The 18570-nt window shown below is 40.9% G+C and carries 12 protein-coding genes and 1 pseudogene; 2 read left to right on the top strand and 11 right to left on the bottom strand.

The window, feature by feature from the left end; all coding sequences use genetic code 11:
* Positions 1-234 (top strand): annotated as a pseudogene (locus NWQ57_RS13545) (HipA domain-containing protein); the annotation flags it as partial.
* 154 nt (positions 235-388) lie between these two features.
* Here the strand turns inward: NWQ57_RS13545 and NWQ57_RS22690 are convergent.
* From NWQ57_RS22690 to NWQ57_RS13585, 9 genes are all read right to left on the bottom strand, one after another.
* Positions 389-622, bottom strand: coding sequence for a DDE-type integrase/transposase/recombinase (locus NWQ57_RS22690; RefSeq protein WP_372340923.1), 234 nt, complete (start codon positions 620-622; stop codon positions 389-391).
* A gap of 45 nt (positions 623-667) precedes the next feature.
* Complete coding sequence (locus tag NWQ57_RS13550; protein ID WP_306022689.1) at positions 668-1519, bottom strand: hypothetical protein; 852 nt, start codon at positions 1517-1519, stop codon at positions 668-670.
* 81 nt (positions 1520-1600) lie between these two features.
* Entirely contained in the window at positions 1601-3001 is a 1401-nt protein-coding gene (locus tag NWQ57_RS13555) for a sugar porter family MFS transporter (protein ID WP_306022690.1), read from the bottom strand.
* A 138-nt stretch (positions 3002-3139) separates the two neighbouring features.
* Positions 3140-4615: a sulfatase-like hydrolase/transferase gene (locus NWQ57_RS13560; protein WP_306022691.1), complete on the bottom strand. Its 1476-nt coding sequence runs from the start codon at positions 4613-4615 to the stop codon at positions 3140-3142.
* Between the two features lie 75 nt (positions 4616-4690).
* Entirely contained in the window at positions 4691-6412 is a 1722-nt protein-coding gene (locus tag NWQ57_RS13565; RefSeq protein WP_306022692.1) for a hypothetical protein, read from the bottom strand.
* A 46-nt stretch (positions 6413-6458) separates the two neighbouring features.
* Entirely contained in the window at positions 6459-7709 is a 1251-nt protein-coding gene (locus tag NWQ57_RS13570) for a hypothetical protein (RefSeq protein ID WP_306022693.1), read from the bottom strand.
* Positions 7710-7791: 82 nt separating this feature from the next.
* Positions 7792-10599 carry an alpha-L-rhamnosidase gene (locus NWQ57_RS13575; protein ID WP_306022694.1) on the bottom strand — a complete coding sequence of 936 codons (2808 nt, stop codon included), beginning with the start codon at positions 10597-10599 and terminating at the stop codon, positions 7792-7794.
* Positions 10600-10617: 18 nt separating this feature from the next.
* Positions 10618-12351, bottom strand: coding sequence for a sulfatase-like hydrolase/transferase (locus tag NWQ57_RS13580; protein WP_306022695.1), 1734 nt, complete (start codon positions 12349-12351; stop codon positions 10618-10620).
* Positions 12352-12939: 588 nt separating this feature from the next.
* Positions 12940-13869 carry a LysR family transcriptional regulator gene (locus tag NWQ57_RS13585; RefSeq protein ID WP_306022696.1) on the bottom strand — a complete coding sequence of 310 codons (930 nt, stop codon included), beginning with the start codon at positions 13867-13869 and terminating at the stop codon, positions 12940-12942.
* Between the two features lie 130 nt (positions 13870-13999).
* On the opposite strand from NWQ57_RS13585, the gene lldD reads away from it, so the two are divergent.
* Positions 14000-15136, top strand: a complete 1137-nt coding sequence (gene lldD, locus NWQ57_RS13590) for an FMN-dependent L-lactate dehydrogenase LldD (RefSeq protein WP_306022697.1) — start codon at positions 14000-14002, stop codon at positions 15134-15136.
* A 345-nt stretch (positions 15137-15481) separates the two neighbouring features.
* Here lldD and NWQ57_RS13595 read toward each other — a convergent pair whose 3' ends face one another.
* Positions 15482-17140, bottom strand: coding sequence for a nucleoside transporter (locus NWQ57_RS13595; protein ID WP_306022698.1), 1659 nt, complete (start codon positions 17138-17140; stop codon positions 15482-15484).
* A gap of 132 nt (positions 17141-17272) precedes the next feature.
* Positions 17273-18565: an L-rhamnose catabolism isomerase gene (gene rhaI, locus NWQ57_RS13600; RefSeq protein WP_306022699.1), complete on the bottom strand. Its 1293-nt coding sequence runs from the start codon at positions 18563-18565 to the stop codon at positions 17273-17275.
* Positions 18566-18570: the final 5 nt, after the last annotated feature.

Below are 18570 nucleotides of genomic sequence, written 5' to 3' on the forward strand. Positions count from 1 at the left end.
CAAGGGGTTGGAAAGTTTGGTGATTCCTTTAAAAACGCTCAGGCCTTTGTGATCAAACGCTTTGACCGTGTTGATGGTCAAGCTATACACATTGAGGACTTTGCGCAAGTGTTTGGTGTCTATCCTCAAGATAAATACAAAAAAGCCAGTATGCGTAATATTGCCCAGGTTATCGGTATCGAAGGTCAAGGCGAAGACATTGCCGAATTTACTCGCAGATTAGTGTTTAATACCGGTTTTCGCTTCGTCCCTGGTTAAATACATCCTCTTTATGATCACCTGCTTTTTGATCGCAACAAAAAAGCTCTCGGCAAGCGCGTTATCAAGGCAGTTACCTATGCAACTCATCGAAGGAATAATATTTTTCTCTTGCATAAACGCCAAAGAATCAGCGCTGCTGTTTTGGCCGACTCTGATATACGGCCATTAATACAGCTCGGATAACCAGATGCTTGTCCATGTTTTCATCCATTGACCAACCCACAACTCGCCGAGAGAACAAGTCTATCACTGTCGCTAAATACAGAAACCTCTCATAAGTTCGCACAGACGTGATGTCACTCACCCACGCGGTATTAGGTGCCTCAGGAGCGAAATCACGCTCTAATACATTATTTACAATCCGTTAATGTTTGCTGCCTTTGCAACGGATCAACTCAGACGGATATTAGAGCAACAACATTCTTTTAATATCACTCGGCTTTGAGTATTTATTGCCACCTCTATTTGCTCCGGTAATCCACCAGAAAACCATACCCGCATCTGAGCAATCAAACTTGTTAGTTTGAAATTTGACTACACCGTCTTTTTCCGCATAGGCGAGCATGTCCCAAATATATGCAATGCCGGCATGACTATGGTTTCTAGCCCAATCCCAAGTCTGAGTTGGGGTTTGCAATCCAACGTTTTGATCACCAATTTGATGTTCGCTTACACCAAAGTCTAAAATCTGTTGCCAAGTAAAATAGTCGCCACTATTGTCATTGGCAGGGTGATGAGAGACTACATGGACGTGTTGACGAGAGCTAGGTCTCGATGCTTCCAAAGCATATCCGATAACATCAGGCTCCCCTGCTTCAATAATCCAAAGTGGATCTTCTGCAGTAGACGCATTAATTGCATCACGTAAATCATTAACCGCACCTTGTTGATCTGTTCGACAATTATAATATGTCGTCAAATTATTAAAGGGGCCAAACAGCTCAATACTTTTACCACTGAGTTCATGCAAAATTTTCTGCCTTCTTAACTCGTTCGGAACATCTATCCGTTGTTTTCCTTTATTTTTGAAAGGATCTAAATCACATGAATGTGAAAGATGAACTAAGCGATCGTTAAGGCCAGCTTTGCTCAAAAGACCTAACATTGTTGGCGTTGCACCGATGTCGTCAGGGTCAGGTGAATTGCCATCGATAACAAGCGCTAATCGGCCTATTGGAGGACTAATATCCGCAGCAGATTTTTCGGCACAGCTTGAAAAAGCGATAGCAAGTAATAGCGGTAGTACATTTCTTATCATGATCTTTTACCTTAGTGAATCCTCTAATTAAGTTTGTGTTCTAAGCAAGCTATTTCAGCTACGAATTTGCCTAAAAAACCGTTAGCCCTGCATCTCTTCTAGCTCTCTGCCTTTGGTCTCGAGCACTAATTTGAATACGAATATAATGGAAAGCAAAGCACCAAGTGTGTAAATACTGTACGCACCAGCTAAGCCTATTGAGGCTAAGAAAACCGGAAAAGTAAAAGTGACAATAAAATTCGCAATCCACTGAGCAAAACCGGCAACGGCCAAACCAGAACCACGAATTTGATTTGGGAACATTTCTCCTAGCATGACCCACATTACAGGACCCCAAGACAAATTGAAGAAAAAGACATAGGCATTTGCTGCAACTAGGGCAACCATTCCTTTATCGCCCAAACTTAGGCTACCGCTGGCATCTAAGTCTGCATTAGCAAACACATAAACCATGGTTGCAAGAGTTATAGTCATACCAATTGAGCCAATCAACAAGAAAGGCTTACGTCCAACTTTATCGATGAAATACATCGTAATAAAAACAGCTCCAATGCTCACCGCGCCGCTAATCACGTTAATCATTAAGGCATCCGACTCAGAAAAACCAGCTGCTTGCCATAATACGGCACCGTAATAAAACACCACATTAATGCCTACTAATTGTTGAAAGATTGCCAGACCAATACCGACCCACATAATAGGGCGCATTTTGCCGCTAATCTTATCAATGAGATCTGATAGTTTTGGTTTTGTTTGTTGATTTTCTAAAGAGGCACTAATTTCCAGTAACTTGGCTTTTCCCTGTGCATCACCATATAAAGTACCTAATACATTTGTCGCTTTTTCACTATCTTTACTCATAACTAAATAACGTGGACTTTCTGGAATAAACATTAACGCGACTAAAAACAAGACTGCCGGGATGAGCTCAATCCAAAACATCCAGCGCCATGCTTGAAAACCCAACCAAAACTCAGCAGTGGAAGCACCAGCCAAATTGGCTAAAAAATAGTTACTCACAAAAGCAGAAAATAAACCGAAAATAATGGCTACCTGCTGCATGGAAGATAGAGTGCCTCGAAAACGAGCTGGTGCTATTTCGCTGATGTAAGCGGGAGCCATAACTGAAGCGGCACCAACCGCTAAGCCACCTAAAATTCGATATACCACGAACTCTAAAGATGAGGCCGCAATCCCCGACCCCCAAGCACTTATAATGAAAAATACCGCTGCAGTAATAAGGAGAGGTCTTCGACCAAATCTGTCAGCTAAACGACCTGCACTGAAAGCGCCTATCGCACAACCGATTAACATACTTGAGACATTAAAACCTGTGCCCGCACTATCGGACGCAAATGCACTTTGAAGTCCGTCTACAGTTCCGTTAATGACTCCGCTATCAAAGCCGAACAGGAAGCCTCCAATTGTTGCAACAAAACTGACGAGTACGATCATTAAGGTATTTTCTTTAGTTTGTATCAAAACTCTTTCCTTATTAAATTTGACGCTGAACAACTTGTTGAAAACAATTTTAGTAGTGAGTGAACATTACAAATATACCGGCAAGACATTTAGGTTATTAACTTACAAACGGCTTTCAGTAAAAGGTTTCGTAACCCATTATTTAAGTGTGTCTCTGGTATTAACAAAACTAGGACGGGCTTTTACCTCTTCCGTTCTTTGATCTTCATAACGCTCGATATATTCACCAGTACGCCGCTCAAACTCTTGTAAAATTGATTGATATTTAGCTGATTCAGCTAAGTTTGTCTGTTCTGCAGGATCTGCCTTTAGATCATACAACTGTTTAAAATCGTTTTTGTAAAACTCAACATACTTCCATTCAGTCGTTCTTATCCCTACCATTGGCGGAATAGACACACGTTTAGGCTGATACATATGTTCAAAGAAGAACTCCTTGCGCCACTCCAATGGATCCTGAACCGTCATTAAGGGATTCAAACTTAAACCTTGATAACTAGCTGGTATATTAACGTTCGCCAAATTCAAAATGGTGGGAGCAATGTCTATATTGAGCGCCATTTGCTGTTTAACTTTACCTTGAGATGATTTATTGCGTGGGTCATAAATAATCAGAGGAACACGTAAGTCTTCTTCCCAGCCAAACCATTTTCCTGCTAACTGACGTTCATTAATGTTGTAGCCGTTATCACCTGTGTATATGACTATGGTGTTATCTGCTTGCCCCGTTTCTTCAAGCATCTTGAGTATCATGCCCACCCCTTTGTCTACTGCACTAATAGCCCTGTAATGACGCTTAACCATTTTTTGATACATGGCCTCATCAGCGTAGCGATATTGCCAACGGACCCGACCAATGGAATTGCGTAAAAATTCAGGCAAATTGTCAAAATTAGCATCGTCGGAAAATTTTGCCGCGGGGATTTCTACATCCGCATACCAAGACTCAAACTCTTCAGGATAGTGATACTGATCTTGTTCGTCAGTATCATGAGCGTGAGGATTCCAATAATTAACGGATATGGCCCAAGGTTGCTGAGTGTTGTTAGATTGAGTAATAAATTCTTTTGCTAATTCAGTTATGTAGTACGTTTGCGGGATTGTTTTACCTTTGAACTCATTGGTTTTGGATTGCAAAAGTGGTTTAAAATAATCAAAATTTTGATGATCTTGATTCGAAAATTTAATTTCGTATTTGCCCACAAAACCAGAACGGTACCCACTCTCTTTAAGTAGCTTGGGATACATATTATTTGACTCAACCAAACCTGTTGCGGGGCGACCAAAAGTAAAGTCATGGGTGCGCTCAGTTAATCCGGTTAAAATACTCACTCGACTTGAGGCACAAATAGGCGTGGTAACAAAGGCGTTTTTAAACATTGTACCTTTGCCAGCTAATTCATCTAAATTCGGTGTTTTAATAATTGGATGTATTTTACCCAGCAAATCCGCTCGATGGTCATCCGCTAAAATAAACAAAATATTAGGGCGTTTTTTTGCTACTTCAGATGACGCTGCCAGAGCACTCATATTGAAATGCATGAAAGCAAGCAAAAGTAAAACAAACGCGCTAGCTGGATTAAGAATTTTAAAACGACTGTCAAGTTGAAACATTACGAAACACCTACCTCATTTAAGCGTAAACTAGGTTGACTCATTCAACCTGTGTATAAAATATCTTGTACTTTGTTAAGCGTCTGGCCCAAAGCGAACTTCTACTTTTTGAACTGCAAAGGACGGTATATCGGTAGTTATTTCAATTAGCGATGAAGCCGAATTGCCTTCGCTGGTCTCCCCAATCACCCAGTCTCCCCAAATTATGCTATTTGACTCGTTATATTTACGTTTATTGGCTAAATAGACCTTCTGACCTTCCGCGTTAAGTGCCTTAGCATTTGAAGCCGTTGTATTTACTTTACTATTCCACCAGCCTCCCTTTTCAATTGGTATTCGAGCCTTTGGGAAACTTGAAATAAAAAGTTGCTCGCTGTTGTTGTTGTTGTCAATGCTGCCAATACGATAACGAAATGCAGTCCCGCGGGCCTCAGCAACCTGCATTGATAACAAGGTTTTTTCAGGATTTTGGTTGGTTAAATCACGATTGTTAAAATTAAACAGCAAAATATCGTAATCAGACTTTGTGACATTTTGGGTAAAAATACCGTCAACACGATTGCCCGCTGTCTGCGAAGTGCCAACGACAGTATTAGTAAAAAGTGCATTACCAATCATAGTTAGCAAGGCTCGCTGAGTCAGTGCTTCAGGGACATAGTCTCCGTTATGACCGGTGCCCCACTGAAAAACTTCTTTAATATTGTTTTCGAGCATTAGCTTAGACAGCATCGCAAAAAATGCGGAGCCATGAGAGGTATTTACACTGATAAAACCAGCACGTTCCATTTTAGATATAAGTTTAAATTCATGTATTTCAAAACTCGCCTTAGGATCCCAATCTGGATGTTGCTGTATTGGCGCTATGTCATGCTGGTAAACCAATTGCATATCTAGTTCGTTGGGATTAGTAATGTGCGGATAGTATGAAATTGCGACAAAGTCATAATGAACCTTATGCGCTTTTGCCCAGGCGATAAAATGAGGGGCATAGGCGTCTTCTGTATTACCAGAATAGTCAATATACCGTCCTTTAAATGACGCTTCGCGAAAGTGTGCGCCGATTTGTGCTTGTGGTAGGACACTATGTACAGCCTCAACTGTATTTTTATAATGTTCAAAAAATTCTTGGCGCGTACCAGCCCAATGCTGTGGTCGAGTATCTATTTCTGAACCGACTCGAAAACGCCATTTAACTACCTTATCTTTGCCATAGGTTTTGATGAGATGTGTTGTTAAAGATTGGATGAATTGATGCCATGCAATAGGGTCATCAGGTGGAAGTCCATTACCGTATACTCCGTTGGCGTCTTTTTTTAAATAGTGTTTTCCGTCAGGTTCATCGACAAATTCAAATCCTCGTTGAAAAGCCCACGGCGGATTATCTAAGACGATTTGAAAAATCTCCCAACCCGCATCAAGCCAACCATCAATTCTGTTAGTAACAACCGCAAAATCGTAAACATATTGGCTACCGTTCCATTTGTAAGCATCTGCGGCGATATCTTTAGATGCCCATCCTCCCAACATTCTTACTGCATTTAACTGGGGAGTTTGTCCAAAGTCAGCAGGAAATGAATTTACTGAGGCGTTTTGTGTTCTAACAGCCACATCAAAAAAGTCATACACTGCGCCTACTTTATTGTTTGCATCACTAAAATCAGTACTGAGTTTGATGGTATTTTCAGTCAGAGCACTCCTTGCCTCATCATTTGATGATGAGCTTGATGCGTAACAAGCACTGCAGAGTAACAGGGATAAAGCTAACAAAGATGCCGTAGATATCAATTTTGTACTCATATGCTCTGTTTACCTATGCTTTGTTTACCGGATAAAAGAATATTAATCACTTTAAAACAATGCCTCGCCAACGTCCTCTGGCATAGGCAGTGCCGCCATTTTCAGGAATTTTGCCATTGGTAACAGCCATTATTTCTACGCTTAAAACATCCCCAGATCGTAGACGAAAGTCATCTAATGGAAAGTACACTTCCTGATAATCCCTTGCTGTAGCAGGATTTTGAAATTCACCTAGCAATCGATCATTTAACAAGACTCGATAACGCGACTCACCATCGATTTCAGCTAAAGTCACTAGTGTGGCATTGTTATAATGGCGCTTATCAATCCCTTTCATTATCTTGGTATCAACCACATAGCTGGCACGAAAAAAGTTATCTCGTACTTCCGTTTTTCCCGCATTGATCGCCAATACATCACGAGCTTTATCGTGGTAGATAGCATGTTGAGATGCGTTATTTGCCACAAATAAATCGGCTGAACTCAGTATAAAATCGTATTCATAAATGTCTGTGTAGCGAGCTTTGAGAGGCATAGGCTCTGCGTTATATACCGTTTCACTAGGACCTATTCCTAATGGTGTGAAATCAGGGTTGTTAGTTAAAATTATCTTATCTAATTCAAAGCCATCTTCTCGCATAGATACAGACAACAGATGTTGGCCGGGTTGAGCAATATCTATCCATAAACTCAAGGGGGAGCCACAATGATTAGCAGGCGAGCGCTGAGCTGAAGACCAGGTCCACTGATTTTTTCCCGTGCATAGCTGTAAACGTTGAGCGCTTGCTGGCCAGAGTCCATTGATACCAATATGCAGACCATTGTCTTCGCTACCGGTGCTATAAGCCCGAGCCCAAATGTAATAACGCCCTGATTGGTTGATATACACCGGGTAACTTAATATTCCGAGCATGCCTGGGCTAGCAGAAAAATTAACACCATGCTGTAGTTCCTCACTATGGTTGGTACGAGTATCAGGCAAAACTTCAATGTAGGCTGCGCCACTCGCTCCCTCTGGATGGGGTAAATCTGTATCTTGTAAGCCATGTTTTACTGCCGAACTTTTGTCAAAACGATACCAACGCCGAATATCGGCTTTTACCTGAGCAGCAAAGTGCTCTGCTTCGATTACGACCATGCCATTTTTTTCTTCAAAGCTAGGAATCGAATTTGGCTGAGCGTTTAATAGTTGCAAGGATGCTTGAGGTTTTGTTTCCAACTTGGAGCGTGCACCATCAGGATGAACACAGCTTAATAGTAGTAAACTACTAACTATTAAAAAGGGGGTTTTATTCATTCCATACTTCCTTAATTTCATTCACAGAGACTCCGCTAAAGCGAACCGCAATAAAGCTTTTTTAGGGCTATTCGCTGCGGTTTTAGAGTGAACTCAATTCACCTTGGATCTGATAAATCCCAGGTTCAAGGTTAGATAATGAATGACTGATTTGTGATTTTTCATTCAACAATAATGACCCCTCCTTTAAACTGGGAAGTACCACATCAGCTTGAGTATTTTTGGGGATGTTCACCACCATATTTAGTTGATTAGACTTAATGCTCCAATCAACACTTACATCGCCTTGTGGCGTGGTATAGCTGCCTTTTGCGCTGGTTAAGTGAGTGCTAAATTGAGGTTCGATTCGAATACGTTTAAATCCTGCTTCAGCGGGGGTAATGCCCAAAATACCTTCGTAAAACCATCTTGAGATGGTGCCATAAGCATAGTGATTTAATGAGTTCATACCTTGTGGGTTGAATCCCTCCTCTAAGGAGTAAGAATTCCAGCGTTCCCACGTCGTGGTTGCACCGTTATTAATCGAATGAAACCATGAGGGGTACGTCTCTTTAAACAGCAATTCGTAAATTAGATCGCTACGCCCCGCATCTTGCAATACTGATGTTAGCAATGGGGTGCCTAAAAATCCGGTACGTAGGTGATTATCCGCTTGTTCGAGCAGCTCAAATAATTTTTGCAGTGCCAAGGCTTCTTCTTCCGTTTTGAACAAGCCAAATTCTAAACCTAATAAATAACTCGTTTGTGTCGCTAATCCTTTTTTAGGTTGTAATTCTTCGTCAAAAAAATGCTGCCTAAAGGCACTCACTATTTCTGAATGCAGCGTCCCTAAAACTTTTACATCATCTGTCTTACCCAAGACTTGAGCAGACTTCATGGTGAGCTGCACTGAACGGGCATAAAAGGCCGTGGAAATTAGACTATAGTCAGTATCTCCTCGGTTCCCTCCCTCTCCGTCTTCCATGCGTCCTTCGTCAGGATAGGGTTGCAACCAATCACCAAAGGTTTTCATACTGGAGATATGATCTTTACTTTGGCTAGCATGGTAACTTAGCCAGCCTTTCATCATCTCATAGTTATCGGCCAGTATGCTTTCATCCCCTGTGACTAAATATAACTCCCAAGGAATAATTGTCGCTGCATCACCCCAACCAGAAGAAGCCCAATTGATCCATTTAACAAAGGGAATATATAAGGGGATCATCCCGTCTGCGGTTTGATCTTCACGCATACTTTCTAGCCATGCCGCCCAAAAGCCGTAAACATCGGCCATATACATTGAAGGGGTCACAAAAACATTAGCATCACCAGTCCAGCCTAAACGCTCATCCCGCTGAGGACAATCAAGCGGTATGTCGTAAAAATTACTGCGAAGACCCCATACGATATTTTCCGACAACTTGTTTAGTTTTGAGTGTGAACTGACAAAATTATCATACAGCTTAATATCTGAATGCTGAACCAAAGCCACCAGCCAATCTTTCGACGCAGTTTGACTGGCATCAAAACCACTAATTTCGACATAACGATAACCATGGAAGGTAAAAGTAGGCTGATAGTTGATAATGCCAGTGGTTGCAGGTAGGTAATAATCCGTTGACTCAGCACTACGATAATTATCGGTATAAAACTGGCCTTTGTGCAGGGCTTCTGCAAACCTAATCTTCACTTCCTGCCCGGCGATAACAGGGATAGTTACACGCGGCACCCCAACCATATTTTGGCCAAAATCAAAAATAGCTACATCGTCTTTTTGACTCAACACCTCCACAACAGGTAAGGTTTGAGTTATGCGAATAGGCTCATGGCGTTTAGGAGCCAATTTGACTTGTTGGTCGAGCGCTTCGCTGTGTGCAGATTGCCAGTCGCTGTAGTCAAAACCAATATCGTTCCAACCTGACATCTCGTAAGCCTGCTCATAACGCTCTCCGTCATAATTACTAGCAAAACGAATAGGTCCTTGTTGACTTGCCATCCAGGAACTATCAGTGTTGATAAGCTGTTTTTCACCATTTTGATAAATGATTTCGAGTTGGGCTAAAAATCGCGGAGCTAATAAGTGATCTTGCGCTTTTAAGTCAGCAACACGGCCTGAATACCAGCCACCCGCGAGGCTGGCAGCAAGCGTATTTTCACCTTGTTGCAATTGCGCACTTAGATCATAGGTTAAGGTTTCAATACGCTTTTTGTAGGGTGTCCAACCTGGTGTCATTACATCTTTATCTGAGACCGGCGAACCGTTTATAAAAGGCTTAAAAAGGCCTTTAGCGCTAACATATAAACGCGCCTGTTTAATTGGCGCAGATATTTGAAATGATTTTCGTAAATATTGTGGTGTGGCTAAGGTTTGCTTGCTGGCTTGTTTATCTTGCGCCGTGTCAGGGTGCCCTATCCACTCAGCCTCCCAATCAGCATTGCTCAGTAAACCAATTTCTACACTTTGTACATCACTCCAGTTTGATATTCGCTGATTTTCATCCCATAGGCGCACTCGCCAAAAGATTTTTTGTCGTGACGCCAAGGGTGTCCCTTGATAACTGATCCAAGACGTTTGGTCAGATAGTACCTTTTGACTGTCCCATAAATCTGCTTTAGCAGTAAACAAACTGGGATCACTAACGACTTGTAACTGATAAGCCGTTTGTGAATTGGCGCTGCTGTTTGCGGGTATGATCCAGGAAAAACGGGGGACTGATTCGTAATAGCCCAGTGGATTAGTAAACCCTTCCCCAACCGTTAACTTTGCAGGACCTTGAGGCAAAGACAAGAGATCTTTATTTCCCTGTTGAATATCACATGAGCTTAAGCAAAGTATTAGACCGACAAGAAATAAGCTACCAATCCGACTAAGACAATAGGGGCTTTTAGAAACACGCTTAGAAAATAACATAGAATCTCCATTGGATAATTAGTTGCTTAAAACAAAGCTACTAACGTCGCTTTCTTGAAAACCAATACGATGAGCAATGGCTTTAATTTCTGTGTTTGGCGCTAAGGTAATTGGAGCTTGATACAAGTCCCAATCAACAGGTTCAATACCTTTTTCAATAACTTTGTATACGATAGTGGCACCTTGGGTTGAACTACCTATAGTTAAGACACCTTGTTGAAAATCAAAACCAGGGGCGATGGTTTGAGGCTGACTATTACGTCCTTGCCACAGATTGCGAATAAGCTGTCTCTCTGGAACATTAGGGGTATCGCCAATACGAGTTAACCAGTGATCCAGTTCTACACTTAACTCATGTAGTTTGTTTTGATATTGCGGCTCCGACGCCAAATTGATGAGTTCATGGGGATCATTTTGCGTATCAAATAATTCCTCTTCGGGTTTACTCTCTCTAAACCACTGAGCTTGATATTGATTTAATTTACCCTCGCCCTTTAACCTCAACAACTCTTGCATTGTTGGAATTTTTTCACGGTACTCGACAGGTAAATAATAGCCTTGCTCAGGACGATAATTCCTAATGTATTTAAATCGTTGGTCTTTCACTGCACGAATGGTGTCGGTGTAAGCGTCAAAGCGATCTGCCGCGGCATGAATATATTTGCGTGGTTTATCCGTGTTATGAATAAAATCGCGCCCATGCATATAATCAGGTATTGGGACACCGGCAAGCGCCATAGTAGTGGGTGCAAAATCCACAAAACTAATCAATTGATCATCAGATGTAGACGCATTTTGAGCATGTGGATAGCGAATTATCAGCGGAACTTTTAAGCCACTATCATAAATTAAGCGTTTTTGTCGAGGCAAAGGCCCGCCATGATCAGAATATAAAACAATAATAGTATTGTCGTATAAACCGTCATCTTTTAACTGCTGAATGATGGCTCCTATCTGCTGGTCGGTTTCTGCTAGATTGTTATACATTTTCCACATATCCCTGCGTACCAAAGGGGTGTCGGGAAGATAAGGCGGAATATTAAACTCGGTGTCTTTTGCGACATGTACAGGAGTCTCGCTTTCACTAGTTTTACTGTTTGGACTTGGTGGTAGTTTTGCGATCCTTTGCGCGTCATCAGAAAAATAATAACGTGATTCTATATGCCGAAAGCCATAAGGTTCGAACAAGCCAGACTCGTGTGTTGTGGTAAAATTAAACACGGCATAAAAAGGTTTATCTTTAGGTCGATTGCGCCAGTGAGCATAAGGGCTACTGTCATCCCAGGCCCCTTTAGGCGCACTAAATTGATAATCGGTTTTCAGATTATTACTGGTGTAGTAGCCATGTTCGCGCAGATGTTGGCTGAGCATTTTAGCTTCAGGCGGTGGCACCGCCTCATACTTAGGAAGACCAGTCTCTTTTGTATTTGACGTTGTGCGCATGTTATTTGCTCCAACCGCAGTTGGATACATCCCCAGCGCTAGGGCCGCACGACTAGGTGAACAAACCCCAGAAGTAGAATAAACATTAGTATATGTCACACCTTGTGCAGCCAAACTACTAATGGTCTGTGTTTCTATTGTATCGTCACCATAAGCGGGAATGATTGGACTCATATCCTCAATCACCAACCACAATATATTCGGTTGTTGCTGAACGGCATCAGTATTTTGGGCAAAAGCTACTGGGCTCAATAACAAGCCAATGCAATAAAAAAACTGCCATATTTTTTTACTATTTATGTCTGACATTTTACCTTCAATTAAAGTAACAATTAACAATTAACAATCAAAAAAAAGCACAAATATCTTTAAACAACTCTTAAAAAATCTAAAAAAAATTGTGTTTTAATATAAAAACACTAAATAAATCAGTAAATGCATGCCCGCAAAAGATATGTCATTTACAATCAATTCACGTCAGTATCACTTAAAAAAAACAAAATTTCTATTAATTTTTTTCATCTTTAGGATGTGAATATCGTTTTTATATCTTGAGACGACGCAAAGAAAAACGGATTCCAAGAAAGATACTAGTAGGGGAAAATCAACTAAATATTTTTTATTTATATCGACGACCCACTATAGTTGCGTTTCAGGGCGCTTAGGCGTTATTGGGAAGTAGTATTCAGGTAAAAAAATAAGCTTCACTCTATTCAAGGTATCAACCATTAATTTTCAGGTTTGAATTAGATGGGGAAGCAGAGATGATTCCCAAGTTGATATCAGTTGGTATATAGCGCAAGTTGATGGCCATAGTATGTGCATAAAGGTAATAAGCCTGCGGGCGCTTGGATGATAGTCGGCATGATGCTTATCAATAATTTACTTATGGTGGATTTATCTTACTGATGTTGAACCTTTTATCGGTAGAAAGTAATGAGAATGGGCTAGATACTTATCTTTAATGTGCTCGATTAACAATTTAATTTTATTAGGCAGCTGTTTGGTAAAGGGATAAACGGCATACACCCCAATCCTCTTGCCAACTGAATCAGGAAACAATTCAACAAGTTTTCCTCCTTTCAAATCTTCGTACACCAAGCATCTAGGTAGATAGGCAATGCCATAATCTCCCATCGCCGCCTTACGTAACGCCGCTGCATTATTACTAGAAAATGTGCCTGAAACTTTTACTATGTAGTTATCCATATCTGACTTAAATTCCCAATCACCCGCTCCCGAAGTTTGATAAGCGTATCGTAGGCAATTGTGGCTAGCCAACTCAATTGGTTGTTTGGGTTGACCGTGTTGCGCTATATAAGCCGGCGAAGCACAAACAACCCACTGGGAGTCTATAATATGCCGAGCGATTAAACTCGAGTCATCCAAATAACCCGTTCTGATCACAATGTCATAACCTTCTGCAATTAAATCAACCATGCGATTATCAAGCGACATATCAACGGTTATACCTTGATGGAAATGACAAAATTCTGTAACAGCATCAGCTAACAATAAATCGCCAGATATCGTCGGCACCGACATTTTAATATGGCCGCTTAAGTTTTCGCCAAACCCGGACACTGAATCAATTGCATCAGCTGTTGCTTGGCTGATCAACTTAGCTCTTTGCACTAAAATGCGACCGGCTTCGGTTAAGGTGAGTTTGCGCGTGGTTCTATACAATAATTGCACTGCTAGCTCTTTCTCAAGTCGTGCAATTCGTTTACTGACTACAGAATTAGTTAAGTTATTTATTTCCGCGGCCTTAGTAAAACTACCCAGCTCAATAACTTGTGAAAAAAGGATTAGATCATTAGCTTGCATAATTAGTTAACTTTAGGAAAAAATGTATTTCATTATTTCTATTTATCAGCAAAAAATAAAGATGTAGTTTAAGGAAACACAACAAAACATACCTTTTCTGTGTGTGCACCTTAAAATTGAGAATTAAAAAATGATTATCTCTGCATCAACCGATTACCGCAAAGCAGCTCAAGCCAAACTTCCTCCATTCTTGTTTCATTATATTGATGGTGGCTCTTATGGCGAACATACACTTAAACGAAATACCCAGGATTTAGCCGAAGTCGCATTAAGACAAAGGGTATTAAACAACATGTCTGATCTTAATTTAGAAACCGAAATCTTCGGTGAAAAACTAGCTATGCCAATTGCACTTGCCCCTGTTGGGCTAACAGGAATGTACGCAAGAAGAGGTGAAGTACAAGCTGCCAAAGCTGCTGATAATAAAGGGCTGCCATTCATTATGTCTACGGTTTCTGTTTGCCCTATCGAAGAAGTGGCTCCCGCAATTAAACGCCCAATGTGGTTTCAGTTATATGTCCTTAAAGACCGTGGTTTTATGAAAAACGTCTTAGAGCGTGCTAAAGCAGCTGGAGTCACTACCTTAGTATTTACCGTAGACATGCCTGTGCCCGGTGCTCGTTATCGTGATATGCACTCTGGCATGAGCGGCCCCAATGCAGCTTTTCGACGAATAGTACAATCTGTGTTTCATCCTCAATGGGCATTTGATGTTGGACTTTTTGGCAAACCTCATGACTTAGGCAATATTTCTACCTACCGCGGTGAGCCGACAAAACTTGAAGATTACATTGGTTGGCTAGGAGATAATTTCGATCCATCCATTAGCTGGAAAGACTTAGAATGGATTAGAGACATCTGGGATGGCCCTATGGTGATTAAAGGTATTCTAGACGTACAAGATGCTAAAGATGCGGTTAGTTTTGGGGCGGATGGTATTGTGGTTTCTAATCATGGTGGTCGGCAACTTGACGGCGTCTTGTCATCAACCAAAGCATTACCTGCGATAGCAGATGAAGTTAAAGGTAGTTTAAAAATATTTGCCGACTCAGGTATCAGAACGGGCTTAGACGTGGTTCGAATGTTAGCCCTAGGCGCAGACTGCACTTTACTTGGCCGTTCATTTATTTATGCATTAGCCGCACAAGGCCAATCAGGTGTTGAGAACATACTTGATTTGTATGAAAAAGAAATGCGTGTGGCTATGACATTGACCGGAGCAAAAACTATTAATGATTTAAACCGAGATTCTTTAGTACATTTTTAGCCGCGAAATTGTCGTTTATTACCCTGTTCATTTAAAAAGGTATCATGAAAAAACAGGGTGATTTTTAAAGCAGAGCATCAACGTTAAGAGCTTATCTTTGATCAGTTTCACTGCCAATTCAAAAAACTATTTTGACCAATATACAAATGTCTTTAAGCGTAATTCAACTACTAACTCAAATTAGATGACAGTGTTGCCATTGTAATGGTGTTTTGAAATTTTATACATTAAAGAAATCATTGCGGAGTCAGTATCCATCAAAATTGATGATGAATACTGACTAGTGCCAAAAATTCCAATTGGTGTTTAGATTGCCACGCCCCTTAGACCTCTAACTTTATAATCTCATTCAGTGTCCTGTGCTAAATAGGCATACGTCGCAGTAATAAAATAAAATAATGTGGGCACAATTAACCATGTAGTGATAGTGTCAATATCATTATTCATATAAGACATGACACCCATATACAAACAAGACAATAACGCTCCCCAAGAGAAGTATTTCGCTACTTTAGCTGGTAATGGAACACTTCTTTTTGAAATATGGGCGGCTACTGCATTCGAAGACAAATAGTCACGCTCTTTGGCTTGTCTATCTGACTCAGCTTTTTCAGCGATAGCAGCTTCGGGATAATTATCATTGGCCCCCATTACTGAAGCAAGACCGATATAAAGCAACGTTGCGAAAGTCCACAGAGGGACCAAGATAAAAAATAAATGAAGGATACCTAAAGTTTCAACAGCAATGCCTCCAATCATGGACACTACCCAAGTAATAAAAGCAGCTTTATTTGTTTTATTGCCTTTATACAATGACCAATATCGCGTAAAGCCGATCTTAGGGAATATCCAATGTTCAGTGACAATTATCGCTCCAACTGGGGCGAGTAAAAGTCCCATGTAACCAACGAAACCTAATAATCCTGAGAAAACGAATGGCGAGCAGGCAATGATAGTAGTAACAATACCGACTATAATCGTTACTTTACTACGACCCCATTGATGATTTAAGGAGCTAAATGCTAAACCAGCTCGGTAAATAGTTGGATTAGATGTAGTCCAACCCGCAATAATAACCGCTAAAATACCAGAGGCGCCTAAAGCTTGGTAAGCAACAGATCCAGGATCAATCGCAGTAATACTTGTTTTTAGTAAGATAGCGGCACCCGCCCCCATAATACCTGCACAAATCCAAGCTAAATAATGCCCAATAAACATACCAAGAGCAGAAAAATATCCGTATTTCGGGCTCTTAGCAAAACGTAACAAAGTCATGTCACCTAAACTTCCATGCATTGCCAAGTTGGCTACCCAAGCAAAAGCAGCAACGTGCAAAATACCAATGTCACTCTGCGTTTTAATCCAGATAGATTCATTTGCAACGCGCATAAAATCACCGAAACTATTGATGCTATCTATTCCGCCAGTTGTAGACACAGACGTTGGCAGCATGACAAGAGCGCCAACTAAAAACATTAATATCATCCAAGGTGCACACACCTCTGCAAAAGCCGCAAGTTTCTTGAAGCCCTTGACTGCCATGTAAACAACAACTGCACCTACCCCAAGTACAACCAATACAAAGCGGAAATCTGTCGGAAAATAACCTACTTGATCTTCAATACCGAAAAGTATTCTTACCGCAGATGCAGAGACAGTGATCATCGCCCCTGCTAAAACACAAAACAAAACACCGTTAACAACACTGTATAATTTTATGGTTCCCGGACCAGCAATCTTTTCTAAGTATGCATACAATGTTAACCGAGTATCTGTAGCAATGGGGGCCGTTACCAAACCCCAAGTTAGCACCGCAAGTAAATTACCGAAGAGTAAACCTATAATTACATCGGTTGCACCTACACCCCATGATACAAATAGTGCACCAATTACAAATTCTGTACCCGCAACATGTTCTCCCGCATAACTCGCGGCGAATGATTTTGCGGATTGCAATTTTTCAGGGCTTACAGGTCTAGTCTCAAATTCTTCTGCTGTCGACATTTTGCCTCCACATGCCGGTTTCTGCTTTCCCATCAAAGCAACCGACACTTATTATTGTTTTAGTTTAAAAAAAACAGCAAAGAAACACTCCGTCTCTTTGCTGCCTGCACTGTATGTAGGGTACAGCGTCTATTAAACGATACCTGAGCCACTCACGCCGCTTGATGGACGCTTGGCTGCGATGTTTGTACGATAATCTGCTTTTCTATATGTAGCTATCGGGTCGATCGCCCCGCCTTTTTGCAAGCGTGCCATCGCTAAAATCGGTGTAACATCAATATTAAAAGCATTTTTTAACGTATTACTTGCCATAAGTGCATCGTTATTCGTTTGATATTCTGTTAATTTTGAACGATCAACTAATAGCGCAGACACGTAAGAACGTTGAACGCTAGCTGCCGAATTCATCAAACTTTCAATTGGGTCAGTCACATTATGTGATTGGTCAAGCATGTAGTTTGGTTTGAAACCTTCTTGATTACGATATTCTGCATCAACTAACTCATTAAAAATGAGAAACTGTTGGTAAGGGTGCAAACTACCGCTATCTAAGTCATCATCACCGTACTTGCTATCATTGAAGTGGAAGCCGCCTAATTTTTTGAATTGAATGAGGCGAGACACAATCATTTCAATATTTACATTCGGGGCGTGGTGTCCGAGATCAACTAATGACTTAGCTTGGTCGCCTAGCTCCATTGCAGCAAGGATATTACTACCCCAATCTTGGATAACAGTTGAATAAAATGCGGGCTCAAACATTTTATGTTCAATATGCATTTCCCAATCATTTGGTAATCCTGCATAAATTTTCTTCATACTATTCAGATAGCGTTCGAACGCACTCTGAAAATGTTGTTGGCCAGGATGATTCGAGCCATCACCAACCCACACAGTTAAGGTTTTCGAACCTAAAATTTTGCCCCACTCAATGCAATCTAAATTGTGTTGAATCGCTAATTCACGAGAAGCTTCACTAGTATTACTTAAACTGCCGTATTTAAAGCTATGTTCTTGATTCGGTTGATCTTGGAAAGTGTTCGAATTGATTGAATCCCATTTCAACCCTAGGGCATCTGAAGTCTGTTTTAACTCAGTAAAATCATCTACTTTATCCCAAGGAAAATGCGGAGAAACTCGTTCAGTACATTGGGATAAATCATTAATAACAGCGCAATCTTCTAATTTTTCGAAGATATTACGTGGCTCGCTCTTGCCAGGAAAACGGGCAAAACGTGTGCCGCCTGTGCCAGTACCCCAAGAAGGTACAGCAATCTGAAATGCTGCGGCCTTAGCAGTAATCTCTTCAATATTGATATTATCACGGGCTAGCTTGTTACCAAGAGCAGCGTAATCTTCTTGTAAAAATCCTTCAAGTTTTGCATTTTGCTCTGCAATTAAGCTTTTATCGATACGTTGTGTCATTATTA

Origin of the sequence: Paraglaciecola sp., assembly GCF_030730205.1 — a bacterium.
GTDB lineage: Bacteria > Pseudomonadota > Gammaproteobacteria > Enterobacterales > Alteromonadaceae > Paraglaciecola.

Excerpts from the sequence above, each read along its gene's own strand:
- NWQ57_RS13575 (WP_306022694.1), bottom strand. The coding sequence starts at position 10,599 with ATGTTATTTTCTAAGCGTGTTTCTAAAAGCCCCTATTGTCTTAGTCGG.
- NWQ57_RS13565 (WP_306022692.1), bottom strand. The coding sequence starts at position 6,412 with ATGAGTACAAAATTGATATCTACGGCATCTTTGTTAGCTTTATCCCTG.
- NWQ57_RS13585 (WP_306022696.1), bottom strand. The coding sequence starts at position 13,869 with ATGCAAGCTAATGATCTAATCCTTTTTTCACAAGTTATTGAGCTGGGT.
- NWQ57_RS13560 (WP_306022691.1), bottom strand. The coding sequence starts at position 4,615 with ATGTTTCAACTTGACAGTCGTTTTAAAATTCTTAATCCAGCTAGCGCG.
- rhaI (WP_306022699.1), bottom strand. The coding sequence starts at position 18,565 with ATGACACAACGTATCGATAAAAGCTTAATTGCAGAGCAAAATGCAAAA.
- NWQ57_RS13595 (WP_306022698.1), bottom strand. The coding sequence starts at position 17,140 with ATGTCGACAGCAGAAGAATTTGAGACTAGACCTGTAAGCCCTGAAAAA.
- NWQ57_RS13570 (WP_306022693.1), bottom strand. The coding sequence starts at position 7,709 with ATGAATAAAACCCCCTTTTTAATAGTTAGTAGTTTACTACTATTAAGC.
- NWQ57_RS13580 (WP_306022695.1), bottom strand. The coding sequence starts at position 12,351 with ATGTCAGACATAAATAGTAAAAAAATATGGCAGTTTTTTTATTGCATT.
- NWQ57_RS13550 (WP_306022689.1), bottom strand. The coding sequence starts at position 1,519 with ATGATAAGAAATGTACTACCGCTATTACTTGCTATCGCTTTTTCAAGC.
- lldD (WP_306022697.1), top strand. The coding sequence starts at position 14,000 with ATGATTATCTCTGCATCAACCGATTACCGCAAAGCAGCTCAAGCCAAA.